14 protein-coding genes are annotated in these 21,127 nt (G+C 35.0%); 9 read left to right on the top strand and 5 right to left on the bottom strand.

Annotated elements, in window-relative coordinates:
- A complete protein-coding gene (locus CGC52_RS10800) occupies positions 1-1,182 on the bottom strand; it encodes a proline dehydrogenase family protein (protein ID WP_095894365.1) in 1,182 nt (393 codons plus the stop codon).
- Positions 1,183-1,402: 220 nt separating this feature from the next.
- On the opposite strand from CGC52_RS10800, the gene aroB reads away from it, so the two are divergent.
- From aroB to CGC52_RS10780, 4 genes are all read left to right on the top strand, one after another.
- The gene (gene aroB / locus CGC52_RS10795) at positions 1,403-2,467 is read left to right on the top strand and encodes a 3-dehydroquinate synthase (protein WP_095894524.1); all 1,065 of its coding nucleotides are present in this window, start codon (positions 1,403-1,405) and stop codon (positions 2,465-2,467) included.
- Between the two features lie 26 nt (positions 2,468-2,493).
- On the top strand, positions 2,494-5,052 hold the full coding sequence (locus CGC52_RS10790; RefSeq protein WP_232751815.1) for a reprolysin-like metallopeptidase: 2,559 nt from the start codon (positions 2,494-2,496) through the stop codon (positions 5,050-5,052).
- A gap of 5 nt (positions 5,053-5,057) precedes the next feature.
- The gene (locus CGC52_RS10785; RefSeq protein ID WP_095894523.1) at positions 5,058-5,957 is read left to right on the top strand and encodes a PorP/SprF family type IX secretion system membrane protein; all 900 of its coding nucleotides are present in this window, start codon (positions 5,058-5,060) and stop codon (positions 5,955-5,957) included.
- 189 nt (positions 5,958-6,146) lie between these two features.
- A complete protein-coding gene (locus CGC52_RS10780) occupies positions 6,147-6,557 on the top strand; it encodes a DUF4293 domain-containing protein (RefSeq protein WP_095894364.1) in 411 nt (136 codons plus the stop codon).
- Positions 6,558-6,732: 175 nt separating this feature from the next.
- Here CGC52_RS10780 and CGC52_RS10775 read toward each other — a convergent pair whose 3' ends face one another.
- From CGC52_RS10775 to CGC52_RS10765, 3 genes are all read right to left on the bottom strand, one after another.
- Positions 6,733-7,266 (bottom strand): hypothetical protein, encoded by a 534-nt coding sequence (locus CGC52_RS10775; protein WP_095894363.1) that lies wholly within the window; start codon positions 7,264-7,266, stop codon positions 6,733-6,735.
- A 533-nt stretch (positions 7,267-7,799) separates the two neighbouring features.
- Positions 7,800-9,458 carry a S41 family peptidase gene (locus tag CGC52_RS10770; RefSeq protein WP_095894362.1) on the bottom strand — a complete coding sequence of 553 codons (1,659 nt, stop codon included), beginning with the start codon at positions 9,456-9,458 and terminating at the stop codon, positions 7,800-7,802.
- A gap of 190 nt (positions 9,459-9,648) precedes the next feature.
- The gene (locus tag CGC52_RS10765) at positions 9,649-11,679 is read right to left on the bottom strand and encodes a cytochrome c biogenesis protein CcdA (RefSeq protein WP_095894361.1); all 2,031 of its coding nucleotides are present in this window, start codon (positions 11,677-11,679) and stop codon (positions 9,649-9,651) included.
- A gap of 278 nt (positions 11,680-11,957) precedes the next feature.
- On the opposite strand from CGC52_RS10765, the gene CGC52_RS10760 reads away from it, so the two are divergent.
- The 5 genes from CGC52_RS10760 (at position 11,958) to CGC52_RS10740 (ending at position 19,797) form a co-directional block, all read left to right on the top strand.
- Entirely contained in the window at positions 11,958-13,157 is a 1,200-nt protein-coding gene (locus CGC52_RS10760) for a 6-bladed beta-propeller (protein WP_095894360.1), read from the top strand.
- Positions 13,158-13,224: 67 nt separating this feature from the next.
- Positions 13,225-14,283, top strand: coding sequence for an efflux RND transporter periplasmic adaptor subunit (locus tag CGC52_RS10755; RefSeq protein WP_095894521.1), 1,059 nt, complete (start codon positions 13,225-13,227; stop codon positions 14,281-14,283).
- Positions 14,284-14,403: 120 nt separating this feature from the next.
- Positions 14,404-15,570, top strand: coding sequence for an ATP-binding protein (locus tag CGC52_RS10750; protein ID WP_095894359.1), 1,167 nt, complete (start codon positions 14,404-14,406; stop codon positions 15,568-15,570).
- A gap of 32 nt (positions 15,571-15,602) precedes the next feature.
- On the top strand, positions 15,603-16,700 hold the full coding sequence (locus tag CGC52_RS10745) for a BF3164 family lipoprotein (protein ID WP_095894358.1): 1,098 nt from the start codon (positions 15,603-15,605) through the stop codon (positions 16,698-16,700).
- A gap of 28 nt (positions 16,701-16,728) precedes the next feature.
- The gene (locus CGC52_RS10740; RefSeq protein WP_095894357.1) at positions 16,729-19,797 is read left to right on the top strand and encodes an efflux RND transporter permease subunit; all 3,069 of its coding nucleotides are present in this window, start codon (positions 16,729-16,731) and stop codon (positions 19,795-19,797) included.
- Positions 19,798-20,039: 242 nt separating this feature from the next.
- Here the strand turns inward: CGC52_RS10740 and tsf are convergent, their stop codons facing one another.
- Positions 20,040-21,002: a translation elongation factor Ts gene (tsf, locus tag CGC52_RS10735; protein WP_042344361.1), complete on the bottom strand. Its 963-nt coding sequence runs from the start codon at positions 21,000-21,002 to the stop codon at positions 20,040-20,042.
- Positions 21,003-21,127: the final 125 nt, after the last annotated feature.

Raw genomic sequence — 21,127 nt, 5'->3', positions numbered from 1 at the left:
CTATTTCTTTTGTTTTTTTCTTCGGTCGTATTCACGCTTAAGGAGCGTCAATTCGCGTCCTGTTTGTCCTGCGACTGAAGTATTTTCTTGAGCACGACGAATCAGATAAGGCATTACCTCACGTACAGGGCCAAATGGTAGGTATTTTGCTACGTTATATCCCATTTTAGCTGCATTGAAACTGATATGGTCGCTCATTCCGTAAAGTTGAGCCAACCAAATGCGTTTGTCATTATGTTTTAAGCCTTTTTCCTCTACCAAATCCATTACTAATCCCGTACTTTTCTCATTATGAGTTCCTGCAAACAGAGAAATTCGGTCAATATGCTCTAAAATGTAGACAATTGCAGAGTTGTAATTGTCGTCTGTTGCTTGTTTTGAAATACAGATGGGTGAAATATATCCTTTTTCTTGAGCTCTTGCATTTTCCTTTTCCATATAAGCACCACGAACCACTTTCACTCCGATGTAAAAACCGTTTTCAATTGCACGTTGGTGTAGCCCTTTCAGGTAATCCAATCGGTCATGTCTGTACATTTGCAGAGTGTTGTAAACGACAGCCTCCTCCTTATTGTATTTTTGCATCATTTGTTCAATGAGCTGATCGGCAGCATCTTGCATCCAACTTTCTTCAGCATCAATCATTATTGGTAGTTTGTAGCTGGCTGCTTTTCCACAGGCTTGGTCAAAACGCTCTACGATACGCTCCCATGCTTGTTGCTCTTCATCTGTAAGTTGTTGTTTTTCGGATATTTTTTGATATATATCAATTTTTCCAAATCCTGTTGGTTTGAATACAGCGAATGGAGTTCCTTGTTTTCTGTTTTCGTGTACAAAATCAATGATTTCCATTGTTTTCTTAAATGTAGCTTCGAACGAAGCCTCGTCTTCTTTACCTTCAACAGAATAGTCTAAGATGGAACTAACTCCCTTTTCATACATTTTTTGAATAACTGGTTTGCAATTTTCTTCAGAAACACCTCCACAGAATTGGTTAAAGACTGTTTTTCGGATGAGCCACTCCACTGGAAGACGTAATTTTAAAGACAAATTAGTCATAGTTGTACCGATACCAATAAGGCTATTATTCCCAATAAAACGAAAAAGCCAATAAGCTCTTCCTAATTCAAAATTATCTTTCAGTGCGAATGCAGTTTGAGTGTCGCTAAAACGTGTAGCCATTTTTTCTTTAAAGTATTTTAAATAGTTGATTTTTAATAAATAGATGAAAGGTTTAATGATTTTAGATCATTTTTTCCACCGAGGGCAAAGGTATGATTTTTTTTTTGTCTTTTACTCATTTTTAGTCGTGTTTTTTTTATTTATAGTAAAGTTTGTTTTACTTAAATTTTAAGAGTATATTTGTCCTCTTCATACAAAGTTAATGTATCAAAAACGAGAAATGAATATACAATCACAAGGTTATTCTGTTTATTTTAGCGAAAGTAGTTTTTATTTTCTGAATAAACTTTTGCAAGAGAAAAAATATTCTAAAATTTTTATTTTAGTAGATAGTAATACCAACACTTATTGTTTGCCGTTGTTTTTAGCGGATATGGCAACAGAAACACCGATTGAAATCATTGAGATTGAGGCGGGTGAGGAGTTTAAAAATATAGATACTTGTTCTCAAGTGTGGTTTGCACTGTCGGAATTGGAAGCTGATCGCAAAAGTTTACTCATCAATTTAGGCGGAGGTGTTGTTACGGATTTAGGCGGTTTTGTAGCATCGACCTATATGAGGGGAATTGATTTTGTGAATGTTCCAACGAGTTTATTAGCGATGGTAGATGCTTCCGTAGGCGGAAAAACAGGAGTGGATTTAGGAGCTTTAAAAAATCAAATAGGAGTGATTAACAATCCGAAGGGAGTGATGATTGATACCCGATTTTTGGCAACGCTTCCCGCTGATCAGTTGCGTAGTGGCATGGCTGAAATGTTTAAACATGGCCTTATTCAGTCCGAAACGTATTGGAAAAAAATGCTTAAACTGGATGAATTAACGATAGAGGATTTGGAGCAACTCATCTACGAATCAGTCGAAATTAAAAATAATATTGTCAAGCAAGATCCAACTGAAAAAGGTTTGCGAAAAACTCTCAATTTTGGACATACATTAGGACATGCTATCGAATCGTATTGTTTGCAAAATTCGTCTCGACAAGCACTTTTGCATGGAGAAGCAATTGCTATTGGTATGATTTTAGCCACATATCTATCCTCCGAGTTGTTGTATTTTCCAAAGGAAAAGGCTCTAGAAATCAAAAATGTATTCAATCAATATTTTGAAAAACATACGTTTAAAAAAGAAGAAATAGATCAAATAATAGATTTGTTAAAATTTGACAAAAAGAATTCATATGGCAATATTAATTTCGTGCTGTTAGAACAAATTTCACAACCAAAATTGGATTGTAAGGTAAGTAATGAATTGATTTACAAAGCATTTGAATACTATCGTTCATGAAAATTGTGGTGAGAAATATAATCTATATGTTCTTTATTTTGTTCTTTGGTAGTCTTAATGCACAAAGCTATTGGCAACCCAATAATACCACAGGAAAACAGGAACAAAAAGAAGGGAAATTTTATTATAGGCTTGATAAAGAGGCTTTTGCAAAAGCTATTTTAAAAAATGTAAGACAAACCAGTAAATCAATAGCGGAGGTTTATATACCCAATGGAGAGGGAGATATTGAATCTTTTCGTTTGCAGGAAACACAGGTACTTTCGTCCGTTTTACAGGAAAAATATCCTCATATAAAAACTTTTGCGGGGGTTTCAGTAACTAATCCTTTGAGGAGCATCCGAATTACTTGGTCGCCTCGTGGGTTAAATGCAATCATGGAAGAAAATTTTCACTACTCTTTCATCGAATCTACTGACGATGAAGGTTTTCTTTATGAAGTATATCACCGTGACATGACCGAGAAAAATCCCATAAAATGTACTACTCAAGCATTTGCCTCAGAAAAAAAACTTACAAAAAGAGCTACGTATAGCACTGAAAATAAGGTACGTACCTTTCGGATTGCCATAGCAGCGACACATGAGTACACACAATATTTTGGAGGAAAATCCAATGCTTTGATTCAGGTTGTAAACACCATCAATCGGGTTAATCAAGTTTATGGTTCGCAAATGTCAATTCAGTTTCAATTGGTTTCCGACCAAAATATTCTGTTTGATACAGAAGCTGCGGATCCTTTAAAAAATATCAATTATGACCAATGGTTGAATGAACAGGGCAATCTAAAAGAAGCTAAGATTCTACAAGAATTATTTGATAATCAGGTGGGTTCTGTGAATTATGACGTAGGACATCTGTTTCATCATGAGAATGTAGGTGGAAATGCAGGTTGTATAGGTTGTGTGTGTGAAAGTGGTAAAAAAGGAGCAGGCTTTTCGGCGATTAATTTTTCTAAAGTTTCTCCAGATTATTTCGAAATAGATCTTTTTTGTCATGAATTGGGACATCAAATGGGAGCATACCATACCTTTTCGTATGATAATGAAGGTACAGATTCACAAGTTGAGCCAGGGAGTGGTTCAACAATTATGGGATATGCAGGGGTGTTGATGAGCCAAAATTTACAACAACGGTCAGATGCCTATTTTCATCATCGGAGTATTTATGACATCATGCAAAACGTCAAAGAAAAACGATGTGCTATTATTACAGATTCTGGAAATACTGTTCCTGAAATTCACGATATTTTGAGTTATACAATCCCCAAAGGAACAGCTTATTTGTTAGAAGGAACAGCTTCTGATGCCGATGAAGATACTTTGCTTTACAGATGGGAACAAGCCGATAGTCGAACAAATTCGTATAGTTTTTCGCCTAATGCAAAGACCGGTGCAATAGCACGTTCGCTACCTCCTTCAATAAATTCAAAACGCTATATTCCGCGATTGAGTCGCATCGTTTCGGGAGAGCTAACTCAAACGCACCCTGCCCAAAATAGTGCTTGGGAAACTGTTACTAATGTGGGACGTACCTTGAACTGGTCATTTGTGGTTTCCGATAGGAATACTTCGGCAACCACTGTTGGGAATACAACTTACAAAACGATACAAGTAGTGGTGAATGACAAAGCTGGGCCTTTTTCGGTACTTTCTCATACTACTCCATCAAATTGGTACGTAGGGCAAACCGAAACTATCCGTTGGGACGTGGCCAATACTGATAGTGATAACATCAACGTAAAAACAATATCAGTTCTGTTTTCCGAAGATGGAGGAGCTACTTTTTCTCATACTTTAGCTACAGGTATTCCTAATAATGGAACTGCAAAAATTACAATTCCGAATATTCCGATAACAAATCAAGGGAAATTTATGATTAAAGCCGAAGGGAATATATTTTTGGCTGTTAATAAAAGTACGATTACCATCAAGGAAAACGATGATGTTGATGGAGATGGCATTATGTCAAATGCAGATAATTGCCCTGAATTGGCAAATCCGAATCAAGAAGACTTGGACAGAGATGGAATAGGAGATGCTTGTGATGATGATTGGGATGGAGATGGGGTTCATAACGATAATGATAACTGTCCACGACAATCCAACTCCAATCAATTGGATTTGGATAGAGACGGTATTGGTGATGTTTGTGATGATGATTTGGATGGAGATGGTGTGCCGAACGACAGTGATAATTGTCCAGAAATCTACAATCCGAATCAAGCAGATCTGGATAACGATGGCATAGGGGATCTGTGCGACAATGACATAGATGGTGATGGCATAGCTAATGATATTGACACGTTTTTGGATTATGTTTTGATTTCCAATGCTTTTTCGCCTAATAATGATGGTATACACGACTATTTTTCGATTCTCAGGGCAGAGGAATATCCGAATAGTACCCTACGCATCTACAATCAATTAGGACAATTGGTTTATGAAACTAAAGGTTATAAAAATCAATGGAGTGGCATGGGAAGCAATGGAAAGAAAGTACCTCAGGGGTCTTATTTTTACATTTTTACATTAGATAATACAGAAATGTATACCCGCAAAGGTTGGATATTTATAAATTACTAAATACGATGAAAAAACAAATATATTACATAATACTAATTGGATTTATATCGGTGATAAACATATATGCACAAAATCCTACACACATATTTTATAATCAACATAAAAACTTGGTAAATCCTGCGGCTACAGGCCAAGAGAAAGGACATACCATTTCAGTGGACATACGCAATCAGTGGCAAGGAGATACTGAAGCGCCTCAAAGTCAGACTCTTTTGACTACACACCGAATCAATGAGCGTGTAAGTGTCGGTTTTTCAATTCAAAATAATAAAGTTTTTATCCAAAAACAAGCAGGATTATATGCCGATTTTGCATATGCCATACCCATAAGTGAATACAGCAAATTGTACGGAGGATTAAAATTTGGAGGTGATTTTTTTAATATAGACGGAAGTCGGATCAGAACTTATACCTCTCCTCATAACACCTACTACGATCCTTATTTACAGACTATATCAGGGAAATTCCAAATAAATATAGGGACAGGAGTTTACTATGAGCATCGTGATTTTTATGTTGGATTATCTGTTCCCAATCTATTGGCATCGGAAGAAGTTAAAGTAAAAGAAGACGTAATGACTTCAGTAGCCCAACGTTTTCATATCTATGGTTTGGCAGGATATTTTTGGAAACTCTCTCCAGAATTTACTCTAAAGCCAATGTTGCAGACTCGTTTTGTGAAAGATGTCAGTCCGTCATTTGATCTGACTTTAGCAGGAGTTTACCTGAAAAACAGTGAATTAGGATTGACCTACAGAACGGATAAAGCGTTTAATGCCTATATTATGTTCCACATACCAAAGTATTATGTAGTTGTGGGATATGGCTACGAAAACAATTCACAGCCACAGCTGAACATCTATGCACGAAGCTCTCATGAATTTTTGGTACAATTCAAATGGTAAATCAATAAAATTAGAAAAGTAGTCTGACTATCAGCATATAGCCTTGAAAAGCTATCTTCGATATGTCACACAAAAAAAGAGTTATGTTCGAAAAAGGGTCTCTAGACAGGAGCAAATAATGAAAAAACACACTAAAAACCTTTGTAAAACGAATAAAAAGATTTACATTTGCACGTTCAAATTTTTGAGATGATTCAAAGAGTACAAACAATTTATATGCTATTTGTCTTCATAATTGGAGGCATTCTGCCGTTTATATTTTCGTTATATGTGCAAAATCAGCAGTCTGTTTATGCATACTTAGACGATGTTTTGAGTGGTATCTTTTTTGGAATATCAGCTGTTTTAGCTGTATATGCCATATTTAAATATAAAACAAGGCAACTTCAGTTTGTTTTGAATAGACTGAATATCCTTATAAATCTTACTTTACTAGGAATATTTGTATATCGAGTGCTAAGTTCATCCGGAGAAAGTGGAATTTCTGAGAAGGGTGTTGGGATTTTCTTACCCGTCCTTTCTATCGTTTTTTTGTTTTTAGCTAATAAAGCTATCCGACGGGACGAAGATCTGGTAAAATCAGCAGATCGATTGCGATAAAGCCTATAATCTTAGTAGTGTTAGTGCGTTAAGAGAACCTAAGTTTTTACTTAGGTTTTTTTATTGATAAAGTTTTTTTAGAGGCAATTTCTAATTTTTCGCCTTTTTCTGAACAGAAAAAAGATAGAACATGTTCCATAATAAAAAAATTAGCCCCAATTAAGGGTGTTTGAAATTATGACTGAACAGGCAATGTCATTTTTTCAATTTCTTTAATTTCAATCATAAACTCATCTCCTAATTGTAAGTTTTTTTTACACCAATATTTTGTTATATCTCCATTATTGGAGTGATTAGTTGCTAAAAAATCTAAATCAATTTCTGTTTTTTCTTCTTTATTCAACACAGTTACAATTAAATGAATACTTCCTTTTTCAACTACTGCCGATAGTTTCTCTTCTTTTAAAGTTAGTTCAACACCAATGTTCTTAGGATGCTCAAAAAAATGACTTTCAATTTCTGGAGCTCGTTGTATTATTGGAGAATTTACAGTGATTTCTTCTACCTTTACAGTAAATTTAGCCCCTAAAAATAATTTTTGAAGAAGCCAAAGTGGATAAGTTTCCGTTTGCATATCATATCCACCAAAATTTACGCTGACACAATTTCGTGTATCTCGTATCATTCTACTGATAATTAATCCAATAGAACCTTCTTTGAGAGAGGCAAAGAAAGTTTTATTATCTGTTGTTAATTTTAATCCTATCATATTTTTGCATTATTAGTAATCCAAACATCTTTGGGCTCTACAAAAATGTAGGCAGTCATCGTATTTTTTATATTTCAAAGTTATTTTTTCTTGAGGAATCTATACGTTCTTCGCATCTTCGTATGATTTTAAAAGAGTCATAATATCCAACAACAACAACAATTCTTCTATAATGTCCGAGACAGATTTTTCTGAGTGGGTTAGCTCTGCAATAGCTATTGCCTAAATTGTTCCTAATAAAGTCTGGTTATTACATCAACTTCATCAGTTACTACATTTTCCGAATTCTCATCTTTATCAATTTACCATAATAAATCTTTTTCTAAACGAGCAAGTGTAAGTCTATTTCCAACTCCTTTTGGTCTTCATATAATTAGCTCTTCTTTTACCTTCTCATTTATTTCTCTTAATGCCATTAGTATAAAACAGAAGTAATATACAATAAATCGTTTTGTTCGGACTTAATAAGGGTTAAAATTTCTTTATTGATTTCGGTTGTTTTACAACAAAAAATCAACACGCCTTTTTGGCTTTTAATTTTTCCTTTTTGAGTCCTCTTTTGAAGTAGTTTTTTTAACAACTTTCTTTTTTGTTATTTTTTTTCGTTTGGCAGGTTCACCCTTGTAATAATACATGCTCTTTTCAATATACAAATCACCTTGATTACGGAGCATTCCCGCTGTATTATCATCATACCAAATTTCAGCTAAACTTGCTTTCAGATATTTGGATATATCATCTCTATTTTTTTTGAAGTCAATAAATATTTTTCGTTTAGACAGAAATTTAGAGAATGCATTCAGCATTTCTTTGGAGATTTTGTAATCCTTAATAAAGCTGCTCTTCTCGGGTTTTACGTTAACTTTCGGATAAGTATCCAAATACTCAAATAAAAAGAAATTTGTCAATCCTGAATTAAGTAATTCATTGACCAAATAGGTTTCAGGCTTGATGTCAGAATGCAGATACACATCTGGATATATCCCTCCTCCTCCGTAAACTACCTTACCTTTAGGCGTAGTAAACTTCAGTGAATCAGGCATTTTAGAGCTATTTAGTTGGAAATTACGAATTTGTTTTCTGCTGTAAGGCTTTTGAATAGACCTTCCTGTTGGAGTGTAGTAACGAGCTGTGGTCAATCGTATGGCAGACCCGTCAGGTAGAGGCATTTCACTCTGTACTAACCCTTTACCAAAAGTGCGTCGTCCGATAATTACACCGCGATCGTTATCCTGCAAAGCTCCTGAAACAATCTCACTTGCCGAGGCTGTTTGCTCATTTACCAATACAAAAACAGGCTGTTCTTCAAACATACCTCCATCAGTTGCATAGGTTTCATCAATTTCCTGACGATTGTTTTTAGTGAAAACAATCATCTTATCTTCTTTTAAAAATTCATCACTAATATCGATTCCTACATTCAGTAGTCCTCCGGTATTATTTCTTAAATCTAAAATTAAGCTGTTAATTCCTTTATCTATAAGTGTTTGTAAAGCAGACCTAAACTCTTGATGAGTAGTTTCAGCAAAGCGATTCATACGAATATACCCCAAGGTATCGTTCACTTTATAAAAGCAATCTACACTTTTAATAGGAATATGTTTTCGAACTATTGGGAGCGTAAAAATACTATCATTGGATTTACGATAGATGGTTAAAAGTACTTCTGAATCCTTTTCTCCCTTGAACGTATTGCGAACCATCTCTGAAGTTAATTTTTTACCAAAAAGAGTGTCATTGTCAGCTTTTAAGATACGATCGCCTAATTGAATGTTTTTACTGAAAGCGTCACTCTCCTCGATAGGTTTCATTACCGCAATAGTGTCTTTATACATATAAAAACTAATGCCTACACCTACAAATTTACCACTGATGTTTTCTGAAATTTCTTGAATATTTCTCTTTGAGATATAACTTGAATGTGGATCCAATTTTGATAAAATCCCATTAACAGTCAACTCAACAATACTGTCAGGATTTATTTTATCTACATAATCATTTTCTATGTAATCAATCAGTGTCCCAAGTTTTTTTTTACTTGGACTTTCAACAATAGAGTCAATATCTACCACAGGAGTTGGTGTGGGAAGAGGTTCTTGGATATAAAAATCGGACAGAACGCGCCCAAGAAAAATGCCTATTCCCAAAATGACACTTATGATAATGGGCAATATGTATGTTTTTATTCTCATATACTAAAAGAGGTTGTCTGAAAAGTGGTTCTTACATGATTTTGGGATTCCATCGCACGAAAAAGGAACTCCTACACACGATTTCTCAGAATTTTAAATACGAAGGAAAACTAACAGGCAAAGTCATGATGCCAAACTCAACTTCTCGGACAACCCTTTATCTATATACAAATTTCATTGTTCCGAGTGGCTATTTGAAAGCCCCCACTCCTTTCGTTAACCATTGATGAAACTCATCAACATCAGGCGTGTAGCCAATCGGATCAATAAGGTTACTTTCATCGTGGTTCATCAGCACGTAAAAAGGTTGTGAATTAGCTTTATAACGAACTGTTTGAAACTCACTCCATTTTTGACCTATGTATTTAATTTGCTTACCTGGTTTTAACTTTGATTCAACTATTTGATTTTCAGGAAGTGGTCGTTTATCATCCACGTAAAGGGAGATTAACACCACATCGTTTTTCAATATGTCAAGTATATGCGGTTTAGCCCATACGTTTTGTTCCATTTTACGACAATTTACGCATGTCCAACCTGTGAAGTCTAACAAAATAGGTTTATTCACTTTTTTTGCATATGCTATTCCTGTTTCATAATCGTCAAAAGCTAAAATATTGTGAGGTTCCAACAGATGAGCTCCTTCGGGTAGCCTGTCCTCTTGACTTGATACGATGCCTCCTGTTTTAGTATATCCTACTCCATAGGGCGACTCACTATAGTGTTGTGGTGGAGGAAATGCACTAATTAAGTTCAGTGGAGCTCCCCAAAGTCCAGGTATCATATAAATCGTGAAAGTTAAGGATAATAGACCCAAACTCAAACGTCCTACCGAAATTTTGTCTACGGGAGAATCGTGAGGTAATCTGATTTTTCCGAATAAATACAAGGCTAATGTTCCAAAAACAGCTATCCAAATCGCTATAAACACCTCTCTCTCAAGCCAATGATATTGATAAGCTAAATCTGCGTTCGACAAAAATTTGAAAGCTAAAGCCAATTCTAAAAATCCTAAAACGACTTTTACAGTATTCAACCATCCGCCTGATTTTGGCAATGAATTCAACCATCCTGGGAAAGCTGCGAAAATAGCAAATGGCAATGCAATGGCTAATGAGAAACCAAGCATACCAATAATAGGAGCTATACCACCCTTGGAAGCTGCTTCTACCAATAATGTACCTACGATAGGCCCTGTACAAGAGAATGAAACAATAGCCAATGCCAAAGCCATAAAGAAGATACCCACCAAACCACTACGGTCGGCTTGCGCATCCACTTTTGTACTCCACGAACTGGGTAAGGTTAATTCAAACGCTCCTAAAAAAGAAGCTGCAAAGAAGATCAATATCAAGAAAAATATAATATTAAACCAGAAATTACTCGCCAAAGCGTTCAAAGCATCTGCACCGAAAATTGCAGTTACTACTGACCCCAACACAACGTAAATTACGATAATTGATAGTCCGTAGAAAATAGCATTTCTGATACCTTTGATTTTCGATTTACTTTGCTTTGTAAAATAACTTACAGTCATTGGAATCATCGGAAATACACACGGAGTGAGCAAAGCAGCGAACCCAGAAAGGAACGAAATAAAGAAAATACTCCAAAGTCCCTTGTTTGCAACATTTTTATTGTCATTTTCTTCCACTTTTTGTGTTTCCTCCTTAACTGTTTTGTCGTTTGGAGTTTTATCATCTCCTTCTAAAGAAAAAATGCCTGCGTTGGAATTGTCCACAGATTGCGTTTGGTTAGCCTCGGTTGAACCTGTGTTTTCACTAAAGATAAACATCAAATCAACCGTATCAGGAGGCAAACAGTTAGCATCATCACATACCATAAACTCCACACCAGCTTTAATGGAAGATAAAGGTTTTAAGATTTTTATACGCTGTTTGAAAGTTGCATTTTTATAGAAAAAGCCGATTTCCATATCAAAAACAGCATCGTGCTTCACTACCGAACCCGTTTCAACTGTTTTACCAACCAATTCAAAAGTACCATCGTTGATGTATTCAAAAGTTGTAGGAACAGGACCATTTGGTGGAATTGTTTGTGAATAAAGTTTCCATCCTTGGTCGATTGTAGCAGTAGTTACCAAGTCATATTCTTGGTCATTAATTTTTTCTACTTTGGTATCCCATTTGACAGGATCAAAAATTTGAGCATTTACCAAAATAAAACTAACTGATAATAAGAAAGTTAATATTTTTTTCATCGTATCACAAAAGTTTTTTTAATAACAAACGACAAAATTAGTTTTTTTGTGGAAAAAAACAAAAATATTCTTTATTTTATTGAAGTGGCTACCACTTAACAAAATAAAGTTTTGATTTGTTTCGAAAAATTTTTACATTTGCTCCAATGAATAGTTTCTTTTTGAAAGAAATTAATTAGATTCTATGGATAATCAAACTCACAAAAATTGCGTATTTAACGAATAGTCATATAATTACTGTCGTAAAACTTTTTTTACGGCAGTTTTGATTTTATATTATGAAAAAGAATATTTTTATACTTTTTTGTTTAGTTTTTTTCTCTTGCCAACAGAGTAAAAAAGGAACAGTTGTAGTCTGGAATAACGAAGGGGCAGAAACGTTTGTAATAGATGCTGTGAATAAAAAAAGTAATCAAACGACTGATTTGAATGATTACATTGAAAGTTGTAGAGTTGTTCCCTTAGAAACAAGGAGAGATGCTTTGGTAAATAAAATTGAGAAAGTAATTGTAGCCAACAATAAGGTTTATCTACATTGTGATAGAGATAAGATATTAATATTTGAAGCAGATACAGGGAAGTTTATAAACAAGATTCATGCCGTTGGTCAAGGTCCAGAAGAATATACAGAGATTACTGATTTTGCAATAGAAAAAAGAACAAACAACATTTGTACATACGATGAACGCAAGCACAAAGTGATTAAATATACAGCAGATGGACGGTTTATCAATGCAGTTAGGACAAAATTTCATGGGTTGAACATTTATAGCGTTAATGATTCCATCTATGCGGTATATGATGATATTAATATTTTGACATCTGAGAAGAGTGACTTGCTGTTGGTAAATAATGATTTTTCAAAACTTGAAGAACTATATTTTCCACACCAAGAAAAATTTTACAACAGAGCTCCTGAAAAATCTAATTATTCAAAACATCACTACTTTAACACGTATGATGATAGAACTTACATAACCCCTTCAATTTATCATTATACGTACGAAATCATTGGAACAAAATTGAAACCTAAATATAATTTTGATTTTGGAGATAAAAATATAGAGCCTACTGACGATATATTTTTCACAGAGGATTTGGTTGACTCAGGAAAGGTTTTTGGTGTTAACTATTACGAAAATAGTCGTACTCTTTTTGTTGAATATGGTCTAAATATGACCAGGCATTTTCTATATATTGATAAAGAAACAAAAAATCAAGTCTTTATGTTGGGTAAAGATTGGAAAAATATGCCTTTGCTGTACTACATTTTTACAGGCAAAATAGTAAGAGCTGTAAATGAAGATGAGGATACATTTATGACTTTAACTTGGTTTGGGGAAGATGATTTTATAAAAAATAACGAACATTTTCTAAATGCAACAGACAGTCTGTACCTACCCGAAATTGATAAATTGAGAAAAGTTAAAAGTGACGATAATCCTGTATTGATTTTTTTTAGAATGAAAAAGTTTTAACATTATGAAAAGTCACGAACACATGTTTTTATCGTTATATCAATCTATTTTCAGAAATCCAAAAAAAATGAAGAAAATAATACTATCTACCATCGGTTTAATTTTTTTATTATCTTGTAAAACAGATACTACGAACGCAAAAGAAGAAAACGTACAGCAGTTGCTTCCCGAATCGCCTACAGAAGTAACCGTTATGCCATTACAATCTAAGCCATTTACGCACGAACTTGTTAGCAACGGTAAAATACACGCCTCGCAAATGGTAGGTCTCAAATTCAAAGCTAACGAAAAGATTGCTCGTATTTTGGTTAAGAATGGTGATAACGTAACCCAAGGTCAGATAATCGCTGCTTTGGATGGATTTTCTTTTGAAAACAAATTACAACAAGCCCAAGACGATGTGAGTCGTGCCCGTTTGGAGTTACAAGATATGCTTATCGGTCAAGGGTTTAAGCTGAAAGATTCCGCAAATGTCCCTCTGCAAACAATGGAACTTCTCAAAGTAAAAAGCGGTTACAACAAAGCATTAAGCCACTACAAAATGGCTAAAAACGAACTTCAAGGTGTTACTTTGTACGCACCCATCAGCGGAACAATCGCCAACCTGAATAGTAAGCCCAACACATATCCTGATATGTCAAAAGACTTCTGTAATATCGTGAATCTACACAGTATGGAAGTCAGCTTTCCTATTATGGAAAGTGAATTAGGGTTTGTACAAAAAGGCGGCGAGGTGGAAGTGATACCTTTTTCAATCCCTGATGTAAAAATCAAAGGAAAAATCACCGAAATCAATCCGTGGATTGACCAAAACGGAATGGTACAACTGAAAGCCTCTGTGGCATATCATCCGAAAATGGTGGAAGGAATGAGCGTTCGTGTAAGTATTTTCCGAGCATTGGAAAAACAGTGGGTAGTTCCCAAATCGGCAGTCGTTCTGCGTACCAATCGAAAAGTTCTTTTCACATTGAAAGACGGAAAAGCCTTTTGGAACTACGTTCAAACAGGTTTGGAGAATGCCACCGAGTACACCATAACAGGCGAAACCCTCAAAGAAGGCGACCCGATTATCGTTTCAGGAAATATTAATTTGGCTCACGAATCGCCTGTGGTGGTGAAAAAATAAGTTAAGATATTGGCATTTTTAAAGTTACGCTTTAAAAATGCCTGAAAATTAAATACGAGAATCTTGTATATATTTGTGGAATATATTATTTTTGGACAAAATTAAAGTTGTGCTTTAAAAATGTCGAATATTAATATACATATTAGAAGAGAATTATCCAGTGAGCTCATAAGATTGAGTGATTTTTACTCAGTTTTGGTAGTTACAGGGCCGAGGCAGTCGGGAAAAACAACCCTTTGTAAGGTGAATTTTCCTTCCTATCACTATGTGAATATGGAAGATATTGCTTTACGAGAACAAATTATGCTCAATCCGAAAGCATTTTTGAAACAATTTCCAAAAGGGTTAATCATTGATGAGGTTCAAAATGTTCCTGAATTGCTTTCGTATATTCAAGTAGTTGTAGATGAGGATAATTCACGAAAATTTGTTCTCACGGGGAGCAACAATTTTTCATTGATGCAAGGTATCACACAATCTTTGGCAGGTAGAGTTTCCGTTTTTACGCTGTTGCCTCTTTCGCTACAAGAATTAGGAGATATTCCATATAGAACAGACACTAACACATTGATTATCAATGGTGGGTATCCAGCTGTTTGGGCGAAGAAAATCCCTGTCCAAGACGTTAGCCGAAATTATTACAACACTTACATAGAGCGAGATGTGAGGCAATTGATGAAAGTCAAAAACTTGTCTAACTTTCAAACTTTTATGAAGTTATGTGCTGGACGCATAGGCACAGAATTGAACATAAATGCTTTATCGAACGAAATAGGGATTTCATCGCCTACACTTAAAGAATGGTTTAGCATTTTGGAAGCATCGTACATTGTTTTCCGTTTGCCTCCATTCTTCAAAAATATAGGTAAAAGATTGGTGAAATCACCTAAAATATATTTTTACGATACAGGGTTGGCGTGTTTTCTTTTGGGAATAGAAACACCACAACAATTGGCGGTGCATCCGTTACGGGGAGTATTGTTTGAAAATATGGTAGTTTTAGAGTTTTTTAAAAATAAGTTTAATAAAGGGGTTTTACCAAACTATTATTTCTATCGGGATAAAAACCAAAAAGAAGTGGATTTGATAGAAGAAAAAGCCAATGAAATCAAGGCTTATGAAATAAAATCAGCACAGCTTTTCAATAAGAATTTTATAAAGAATTTAGACTATATCAAGAATCTATTAGGAGAAGAAGTGATTTCTACCCAAGTGATTTACGATGGAGAATTAACAGTCCATTCATCTGAAAACGGAATGGTTAATTTTAGAAATATTCATTTTTGAAAATAGGATAAAAACCAATAAATTACAGAAACATGACAAAAAGAATTTTACCAATGTTGTTGTTTGCAATCGGATTGTTTTCTTGTAAAGACAAAGAGCAAGATCAAACAAATGGAATACGTATTTTAAAAATTCAAGATTCTGAAAAACAAGAAGTTATTGATAAAATAACGTATCTTCCTATTCAAGAAGATGAACAATTTTTGTTTTCTGAATTATCGAAGGTAATCATTAAAAACGATTGTATTTATATCTTGGATTTACATCAATCCAACTCGCTTCTATGTTTCTCAAAATCAGGGAATTTTATAAGAAAAATAGGCAATCAAGGACAAGCATCGGATGAGTATATTCGTTTACAAGATTTTGATGTAGATGATTCGCATGTATATTTATACGATAGAAGACAAAAGAAAATGTTGACTTATGATTTGGAGGGAAATTTTATCGAAAGTAAAAAAACTCCTTTTGTAGGTAAAAATTTTAAGGTATTGCCAAATCAACAATTTCTTTTTGCTTTGGCGAAAGGGGATGGAAAAGAGCCTTTACTTGTGCAGACATCCGCTGATTTTGCAGATCAGAAAAATATACTAAATTTCCAAAAAGAATACGTTGACGACAACGGAACGCCTACCGTTTTTCAGCCTTCACAAGAGCATATTTTATTTAACAGAGCGGTCAATGACTCTGTATTTGTGTTGAATAAAACTGGTGCGATAGCTTCTACTTATGTCTTTGATTTTGGAACTAAAAAAGTACCTAATGACTTAAAAAACAGCTATGAGACCTTGGTGGAAGTTAGAAAAGAAAATGATTTTGCTTATCTGATAGGTGCACCATTGCTGATTCATAATAGATATTTGGTAAGTGAAATTTTTTATGAGGGTAGTAAAGCTACTTTACTATATGATTTGAACGAAGATAAATGTGAAATAACTCAATGGTTGCCTGAAAAAATGTATTCAACAGACATCATTCTACCAACAGTTGCTTTTGATAATGGGGTTGTTGGCTGGATGGATATCGATGTTTACGATGTTTTGAAAGAAAAACCAACACTTTCTGGTGATTTGATGAAGCATTTAGAAGAAGGGGGTAAAATACTTACGTTTTACCATTTTAAAAAATAAATAGGAATAATCTGTCAGAAAAAGTAACATGATAAAATTCTTACTTACGCGTCCGATAGCAGTACTGATGAGCTTTTTAGGGCTTATCATCGTAGGAGCCATTACTTTTGGTTCGTTGCCTGTTTCTTTGTTGCCTGATATTCCCATTCCCGAAATTACGGTACAGGTTACGGGCGAAAATGTATCGGCACGTGAGTTAGAAAACACAGTCGTTACTCCCATTCGTCAGCAACTGCTACAAGTGGGAAAGTTGCGTGATATTACAAGCGAAACCCGTGACGGAAACGCCATTATTCGTCTGAAATTTGATTATGGCACGAATACCGATTTGGCATTTATTGAAGTGAATGAAAAAATCGACGGTTCTATGAGTCGTTTGCCACGCAATACCAAGCGTCCGCAAGTGGTGAAAGCGAGTGCTACCGATATTCCTGTCTTTTACCTAAACCTTTCTCTTAAAGACGAAAAAAGTTATTCCGAACCCGATGAACAGCGTTTTTTGGAACTGTCGGAATTTTCTCAAAACATAGTAAAACGCCGTGTTGAGCAACTTCCTGAGGTGGCAATGGCGGACATCACGGGATATATGCAACAACATATCCGTATCACCCCCAATATGGATTTTTTGGAAACCATTGGATTGCAACTTTCGGATATTGAAAATACACTACAAGCCAACAACGTAGAGCCTGGTAGTATGGTGGTTCGTGATGGCTATTACGAATATAATATCAAATTTTCATCGGTGCTTCGCACCATAGAAGATGTTAAAAACATTTATTTCAGAAAGGGTGACCGACTTTTGCAACTCAAAGATTTTGCCCAAGTAGAATTATCCAAAAAAGGGGAAACGGGTCTTTCAGTTACAGATGGCAAACGCAGTGTAACATTGGCAATCATCAAACAGTCCGATGAGACAATGCAAAATCTCAAAGAAAGCCTGTACCAAACTCTTGACAATCTTGAAAAATCATATCCCGATGTTCAGTTTTCAATTAATCGAAATCAAACAGAATTACTTGACTACACTATCAGTAATCTGAATCAAAACCTGTTTTTAGGCTTTGTTTTGGTGTTTTTGGTGGCTATCTTCTTTTTGGGAGATGCCAAATCGCCTATGATCATCGGGCTGAGTATGTTTTCGGCTTTGATTATTTCCTTTGTCTTTTTCTATTTGTTTGACAAATCGCTCAATATCATATCTTTATCAGGAATGATATTAGCTTTGGGAATGATGATTGACAGTGCCATTATCGTTACGGATATCATCACCCAACATCGAGAAAAAGGCGAAACTTTGTTTGATGCTTGCGTAAAAGGGACTAATGAGGTAATTACGCCCATTTTGAGTTCTACTTTTACCACCATTGCCGTTTTTTTACCTCTGATTTTTTTAAGCGGAATTTCGGGAGCCATCTTTTTAGACCAAGCCTTTGCCGTAAGTGTGGGGCTGTTAGTTTCGTATTTCACGGGAATTATTCTGCTTCCGATTTTGTATCATACTTTTTATCACAAAAAATGGCTTTCCAAAATTACTATTTTCCAAAAAACTCAACAAAAAATCGATAAAATATTGTTTTCGTGCTATGATAAAGGCTTCAAATTTATATTTTCATACAAAAAACCATTGTTTTTGACAATTATTTTGATGATTCCGTTATGCGTTTTGTTGTTTAGGATAGTTCCGAAGACCAATATGCCTCATTTAGACCACATCGAACTCATCGCTAAGGTAGAATGGAATGAAAATATCCATATTGACGAAAATAAAAAACGAACTGACAAACTATTTCAGTCTGTGGATGAGTGGACAGTAGAAAGTGCTGGATATATAGGTAATAAACAGTATTTGTTAGAGAAAGAAAACAACCTATCCATCACGGAATCAGAGGTATATTTCAAAGCAAATTCTCCAAAAGAAATAGAAAAAATCAAAGAAAATCTAAGCCAATGGATGCACGAAAACTATCCGCAGGCAGTGTTGACTTTTGCTCCTCCAAAAAATATTTTTGAAAAGATTTTCGATACCAATGAAGCAGACATAATAGCTCAGTTGTATTCAAAAAATCGACAAAAAACTCCTTCCATTGCCGATATTAAGCAAGTACAGACACGCATCAAACAGAGTTCGGGTGTCTCTTCAGTAGATATTGCCTTTGAAGAGCAGTTTGTCATCACGGTAGATAAAGAAAAACTGTTACGTTACAAAGTAGATTACAGCGAGGTACATCGTGAGCTTAAAACAGCCTTTAAGAACAACGAAATAGCTACCCTGCGTTCATACCAACAATATTTACCCATAACCCTTTCAGGAAACTTACAAACCATCAATCAGGTACTTCAAAACACAATGGTTCGCACCAACTTACGAGACGAAAACGAACAATTTATAAAAATCCCGTTACAATCTTTGCTCAGTATTTCGAAAGGACAAGATTTAAAAACAATCGTTTCGGGTAAAAACGGGGAGTATATTCCGCTTGTATATCCAAGTTTGGAAAATGCAGAAAACTTTATACAAGCCACTGAAAACGAACTTAAAAACGATTCACAGTGGGAAGTACAATTTGCAGGTGGGTTCTTTTCGAGCCAAAAAATGCTCGGTGAATTAGTCGTTGTGCTTATTATTTCCGTACTGCTGATGTATTTTATATTAGCTGCTCAATTTGAGAGTTTTACCCAACCCCTTATTGTCCTTGCCGAATTGCCTGTTGATATTGCTTTTGCACTGTTGCTTCTGTGGGGTACAGGGCATACACTTAACTTGATGAGTGCCATCGGGATTGTAGTTTCGTGCGGAATTATTATCAACGACAGTATTTTAAAAATCGATATGATTAACGAACTTCGCAAAGCCAATGTACCTTTGATGGAAGCCATACACACCGCCGGACAAAGGCGTTTGCGTTCCATTATGATGACTTCTTTAACCACAATTTTGGCAATGACACCGCTTTTATTTTCGTTTGATATGGGTTCAGAATTGCAAAAACCTCTTGCCGTGGCAATGATAGGTACAATGATGATGGGAACATTGGTAAGTTTGTTTATTATTCCGCTGATTTATTGGTTGATTTATAGAGATAAAAACAAATAGTTCACTCAGTCGAAAATTAAAGACAATGTGGTAAAAAATGGTGCTTAAAAACCTTGTAAAGTATTGTTTTTTTTAAGACTTATAAGGGTTATAATGAAATCACTTCGATTATAACTCCTGCAAATATATAAAAATAAGCAACTATGATTTTTAAAAGACTTTTTTACCACATTGCCAAAAATAAAAGAAGCTGTCTAAAAAACATAGAACAGCTTCTTTATTATAAATTATTTCCCTATAAATTACAAACTAACGCGTTTGAATGTAGTGATTTCAACTCCTTTTGAAGCCACATACTGAGACACTTTCTTAGTTTCATCAGAGATATATACTTGATCTAATAAAGCCTTCTCTTGGTCTAATGAAGTGTTATCACTAATGAAGCGTTGCAATTTTCCAGGAAGGATTTTGTCCCAAATTTGCTCTGGTTTTCCTTCTGCTTTCAATTCAGCTTTCGCATCTTCTTCCGCTTGTTTCAACACTTCGTCCGTAAGTTGAGCATACGATACATATTTAGGAACATTTTTCAAAGGTTTCCCTAAACGCACTAATTCCTCATTCTCTTTTTCAATAACAGCGATACGAGCCTCTGTTTCTTTCGCAATATAGTCAGCAGAAAAATCTTTGTAAGACAATGTTTCGGCACCCATAGCAGCGATTTGCATAGCCAAGTTTTTAGAAACATCATTAGCGTCAGCGACATTAGCTGACAAACCTACCAAAGCAGCAATCTTATTACCGTGGTGTATATACGCACCTACAAAAGGAGCCTCTATTTTTTCGAAAGCCCCTACTTCGATTTTCTCACCAATAACTCCTGTTTGTTCAGTCAATTTTTCAGCAACTGTTATTCCCTTATAGTCAGCTGCCAACAATTCCTCTTTTGAATTCACAGAAAGAGCCATCTCAGCCAAATCTTTTGCCAAAGCAACAAAGGATTCATTTTTAGCTACGAAATCCGTCTCACAATTCAATGAAACGATAGCTCCTTTAGTGTTATCTCCGTTTACTTTTGCAATAACAGCTCCCTCGCTTGAATCACGGTCAGCTCTTTTTGCAGCAACTTTTTGTCCCTTTTTACGTAGGATTTCAATAGCTTTGTCGAAATCTCCTTCTGCTTCAATCAAAGCACCTTTACAATCCATCATACCAGCTCCTGTGGCTTGTCTCAATTTGTTTACATCTGCGGCTGTAATATTTGCCATAATTTTGTGTTGTATTTTATATTAATGAATTCGTTAAAAAAGAAGAAGTAATTACGTTTTGAAAGGCATATTTCGCAAACATAATTACTTCGTTATCTGATTTTAGAGAGTATCTGAAATATTAA

It is taken from the genome of Capnocytophaga sp. H2931, from assembly GCF_002302535.1.
GTDB lineage: Bacteria > Bacteroidota > Bacteroidia > Flavobacteriales > Flavobacteriaceae > Capnocytophaga > Capnocytophaga canis.
The sequence above is the reverse complement of the archived record's forward strand: the minus strand, read 5'-3'. Positions and strand labels throughout refer to the sequence as shown.